The sequence below is a fragment of the Streptomyces sp. OfavH-34-F genome (assembly GCF_022347745.1).
Classification (GTDB): domain Bacteria; phylum Actinomycetota; class Actinomycetes; order Streptomycetales; family Streptomycetaceae; genus Streptomyces.
The window spans coordinates 1-4554 of record NZ_JAKRGC010000416.1 but is presented as its reverse complement, the minus strand read 5'-3'; the positions used below and the strand labels follow the sequence as shown (position 1 = coordinate 4554).

Here is a 4554-nt window from a genome sequence, read left to right as displayed (position 1 = left end):
CGCGTACCGGGGCGAGGTCCTCCTGCGCGCGGTCCGCGCCGAGGGGCAGGGAGGCCCGCGCCCAGGGGTCCTCGCGCAGTTCGGCGAGGGCGGCGCGCATGAGCTGTTCGGCGAGGGCGTAGCGGGTCCAGGCGTGGACGCCGAGGGTGAGGTGGATCGCCACCTCGCCCTGGGCCTCGGCGGCGTGCAGCCAGCCGCGCGGCAGGTAGAGGACGTCGCCGGGGGCGAGGACGGTGTCGAGGTGGGGTTCGCCGCGCGCGGCCTCGGTGACGGCCGTGCGGTGGTCGGTCCACGGCTGGTCGCGCAGCGGGGCCGGGTGCACGGGCGGGTGGACGGTCCAGCGCTTGGTGCCCTCGATCTGGAGCACGAAGACGTCGTGCACGTCGTAGTGGGCGTCGAAGCCCCGGTTCTGCGGCGGGGTGACGTAGGCGTTGGCCTGGACGGGGTGGCCGAGTTCACCGGCCAGCGCGGCGGTGAAGTCACCGATGGGCGCCCAGGTGCGCTGGAGGGCTTGCAGGACGAGGGTGGCGCCGTCCGCGAACTCCCGCCAGAGCGCGGTGTCGTCGGCCTGGTCGCCGATGGTGGCGCCCACTCCTGCGGGTGAGGTGAAGGAGGCGTCGGGGAGCGTGGTGCCGTTCTTGGCGACGCGGAGGAACGGCGTGCGCAGGCCGCGCCGCGAGAGGAGTTCGTCGACCGCGGCGGCCGAGAAGAGATCGGAGAACTCGCCGGCCCGGCGGCTGAGCAGCGGGGACCGGGACCAGATGTCGCGGGCGAACGCCTCCCGGGTGAGGCCGGGTGCCAGACGCGATTCCAGGACCCCTGGGGCCGCCGTCGCGGTCCGGGGGCCCTGGAGGCCGGCCGGGGACGTACTCAAGAACCGTTGCCGGACGCGTCCGCGCCGCCGTCCGCTCCGCCGTCGTGGACGCCGGGCGTGCCCGCCGCGCCACCGTCCGCGGGGCCTTCCTGCTGGTTCGGGTCCTGCTCGGGGCTGGTCATGGTTCCTCCCGCGCATCGAACGGCTGGGTCCGGGCCGCGTAGCCGCGCCCGGTCGTGAGACACGGCGGTGCCACCGGGGGCACCGCCGTGACCAGCCTACCGCTATGCGCGGTAAGTCTCGATTCGGGAGAAATGTCCTTCCCGGGCTACTTCAGACCGTTCTCCAGGGCGTTCATCAGGGTGCCCTGGGGGGTGTCTCCCGACATCTCCCAGACCATGACGCCCAGCAGGCCCTTGTCCTTCACGTACTGGGTCTTCTTGCCGATGGACCAGGCGTCGTCGAAGGACCACCACTGGCTTCCGGTGTAGCCGTAGGTGGAGATGGACTGCTCGTCGTGATGGACCGTCATCGTCGGATAGGCGCCGATGAGGTTCGAGTAGCCGCGGGTACCGGCTTCCTCGGCGAACTGGCCGGGGGCGGCCCCGCCCGCGGACTGCCACTCACCCGCGACGCCGCCGTCCGTGACGCCCTGCCAGCCCCGGCCGTAGAAGGGGATGCCGAGGGTCAGCTTGCGGGGGTCCACACCGGCGTCGGTGTACGCCTTGATGGCGGTGTCGGCGCTGAAGTGGAAGTCGTACGGGTCCTGGGTGTCGTTGTACAGGTTGGCCTGGTGGCCGGTGCGGTTCGGTTCCCAGGAGTTGTCGCTGCCGGAGCCGTGGAAGTCGTAGCCCTGGACGTTGGCGACGTCGAGCGAGTCGAAGACCTTGGACAGGTCCCAGCCCTCGTCGATCTTCTGCGGGTCGGCGGGGGTGAAGGCGGTGAGCAGGCGGTGGCCGCCGCCCAGCGCGTCGAGCTGCTTGCGGAACTCGGCGAGCAGCAGGGTGAGGTTGTCCTTGTCGTCGGGCGAGTAGTGGTTGCCCGGGTGCCCGGTGCCGGTGCCCGGCCACTCCCAGTCGATGTCGAAGCCGTCGAAGATGCCGGCCGCGCTGCCCGGCCCGCCGGCGCCGTTGTACGCGGGCAGGTTGCCCTTGATGTACATGTCGATGCAGGAGGAGACGAACTTCTTGCGGGCGGCGTCGGTGGCGGCGACGTCGGAGAAGTACTTGGAGTAGGTCCAGCCGCCGAGCGAGACCACGATCTTGAGGTCCGGGTGCAGCTTCTTCAGCTTTTTGAGCTGGTTGAAGTTGCCGCGCAGCTTGGCCCAGCCGTCGTCCGCGACGCCGTCCACGGACTGGGCGGCGCTGAACGGGCGGGCGTAGTCGGCGTCCGCGTCACCGGCGCCGGTCCCCTGTTCCGGGTCCTGCGGGTCGGCGGTGGTGCCCTTGGTGACGCCGTTGAGGCAGGTCAGGTTGTTGGGGTCGATGTTGGCGAACGAGTAGTTGATGATGTCGAGCTTGTCGGCGGCGCCCGACGTGTGGAGGTTCTTCACGAAGTACTGGCGGCCGTAGATGCCCCACTGCACGAAGTAACCGACCTTGGCGTAGTTGCCGGCGCCGGCGATGTCGTCGGTCTTCACGGTGAGGACGTTGCTCGCCGGCGAGGCGTTGTCGGCGGCGTCGCGGGCCTTGACGGTGAAGGTGTACGAGGTCGCGGGCGACAGGCCGCCGATGGTGGCGGTGGTCGTGGTGCCGGAGACCGTGGTGGCCAGGGCGGAGCCCTTGTAGACGTCGTACGCGGCGACGCGCTTGTTGTCCGTCGCGGCGTTCCAGGCCAGCGTCACGGACGAGGCGTTCGTGGCGGTGGAGCGCAGGGAGCCGGGCGCCGTCGGGGCCTGGGTGTCGGTGGCCGGGTCGACGGTGGTGACGGACAGCGGGGCGCTCGCGGCGGAGACGTTGCCGCGGGTGTCCTTGGCCCGGACGGTGACCGCGTAGGTGGTGGCCGGGGTCAGGCCGGTGACCGTGGCGGAGGTGGCCGCGGTGGCGGAGCCGACGACCTTTCCGTCCGCGAGGATGTCGTACGAGGCCACGGGGAAGTCGCCCGCGGTGGACGCCGTCCAGGACAGCGACGCGGTACGGGCGGTGACGTCGGTCTGCTTCAGGCCGGTCGGGGCGCCCGGGGGCGCGTCGGCGGAGCCGTCGCACTTGTCGCCGTTGATGCGGCAGCCGGTCGGCGCGGTGATCGGGCCGGTGGCGACGAACCAGAAGCTGAACGGTTCGGTCGTGCTGTGCGCGGCGACCGTGCCGTTGTAGTGGGCGTTGACGGCGGTGATGTGGCTGCCCTGGGTGGTCACGGCCCCGTTGTACGAGGACTGGATGGCGACGCCGGCGGGCAGGTCGAACTCCAGGCTCCAGCCGGTGACGGCGGTGTCCGTGTCGTTGTGGAGGATGTACGTGCCCTTCCACCACGGCCCGTTGTCGGCGGAGGTGAACGTCGCCGTGAGCTTGCCCGCCGCGTGCGCGGGGACGGCCTGCAGGGACAGGAGTGCGAGGAGGAGGCCGAGTACGGCGATCAGCGCTGTCGTCGTTCTCCGTCTCGATGGCATGTGCTCGAACATGGTTCTCCCTTGCGGCAGGGACCGGTGAGGCGGTCCTCGGGGAGGTGCGGATGTCGTGCCATGGAGCACAGGGGAAAGTAATTGGTCTACACCAAGTCGTCAATAGGTACAGACCACTTGAGATTCCGGACCGGCCGGACCGCTCCCGCTCCGGTCACCGATGGCGCAGGTGTGCGAATCGGCCCCCGGCCCGGTTAGGATCACCGACGGCAAGGCTGTAGCGCAGAGGTCGTCGCGCCCTAGCAGCAAGCTGGAGGACGTCGGTTCGAATCCGACCTGTCTTGCCACCTTTTCGTAGAGGAGAGCCGACGGAGCCGGTTCGTCCCGAGCGGGCGGAGCGCACCGTCGCCCCTCCCCCGCCGGGCAACGGCCCGCGGGGGACTGGGGAGAAGCGATGTCGCAGCCGATACCGGTGCGCTGTCCGGCCATTGAACATCCGGACCTGCCCCTCGCCGACCCGGCCCTGCTCGGCCCGCTGCTCGACCGGCTGGCCTCGCCTTCCGCCGTCGGGGGCGACGAGACCTTTCCGCTGGGCGCCCTGCGGGCCGACGGCCGGGTGGACCTGTGCAAGCAAGGGCTCGGACCGGCCGGCGCCGCCCTCGTGATGCCCGCCGCCGCCCGCTCCCCGCACGCCGCGCACGTCCTGCTCGGCACCAACTCCCTGGGCGACGAGGGCGCCACCGCCGTCGCGGCGGCCCTGGCCGGCGGGCACCGGCTGCACACCGTCTACCTCGGCTGCAACCGCATCGGCCCCGAGGGCGCCGCCGCGCTCGCCGGAGCCCTGGCCGGCGACGCCACCGTCCGCGCCCTCTGGCTCAAGCGCAACCCGCTCGGCGACACCGGCGTGCGCGCCCTGGCCCCGATGCTGCGCCGCAACACCACGCTGCGCACCCTCGACCTGGTCAACACCGGCGTCACCGAGGACGGTCTCACCGCACTGCTCGACGTCCTGACCCACCGCCCGCACCCCGTCGAACGGCTCTTCCTCGGCGGCAACGGACTCGGCGCCGACGCCGCGCCGCTGCTCGCCCGGCTGATCCTGGACGCGGGCGTCCGGGAGTTGTACCTGCCGTCCAACCACCTCGGCGACGAGGGCGCGGCCGTGCTGGCGGCCGCCGCCGAC

Annotated in this window: 3 protein-coding genes, 1 tRNA gene and 1 pseudogene; 2 read left to right on the top strand and 3 right to left on the bottom strand. The window is 71.7% G+C overall.

Features of this window, described 5'->3' with window-relative positions; all coding sequences use genetic code 11:
• From MHW47_RS32360 to MHW47_RS32355, 3 genes are all read right to left on the bottom strand, one after another.
• The coding region (locus MHW47_RS32360; RefSeq protein ID WP_239227419.1) for a cupin domain-containing protein at nt 1–874 on the bottom strand (874 nt) is incomplete at its 3' end.
• Nucleotides 871–996 carry a hypothetical protein gene (locus tag MHW47_RS35860; protein ID WP_275449883.1) on the bottom strand — a complete coding sequence of 42 codons (126 nt, stop codon included), beginning with the start codon at nt 994–996 and terminating at the stop codon, nt 871–873. The genes MHW47_RS35860 and MHW47_RS32360, both read right to left, overlap by 4 nt.
• 146 nt (nt 997–1142) lie before the next feature.
• Nucleotides 1143–3431, bottom strand: coding sequence for a glycosyl hydrolase family 18 protein (locus tag MHW47_RS32355; RefSeq protein WP_239227418.1), 2289 nt, complete (start codon nt 3429–3431; stop codon nt 1143–1145).
• Between the two features lie 211 nt (nt 3432–3642).
• On the opposite strand from MHW47_RS32355, the gene MHW47_RS32350 reads away from it, so the two are divergent.
• Both MHW47_RS32350 and MHW47_RS32345 read left to right on the top strand, forming a co-directional pair.
• A tRNA-Cys gene (locus MHW47_RS32350) sits at nt 3643–3718 on the top strand.
• A 107-nt stretch (nt 3719–3825) separates the two neighbouring features.
• Nucleotides 3826–4554 (top strand): annotated as a pseudogene (locus MHW47_RS32345) (gala protein); the annotation flags it as partial.

What these genes read in the sequence shown, in the direction of transcription:
- MHW47_RS32355 (WP_239227418.1), bottom strand. Translation starts at nt 3,431, where the DNA reads ATGTTCGAGCACATGCCATCGAGACGGAGAACGACGACAGCGCTGATC.
- MHW47_RS35860 (WP_275449883.1), bottom strand. Translation starts at nt 996, where the DNA reads ATGACCAGCCCCGAGCAGGACCCGAACCAGCAGGAAGGCCCCGCGGAC.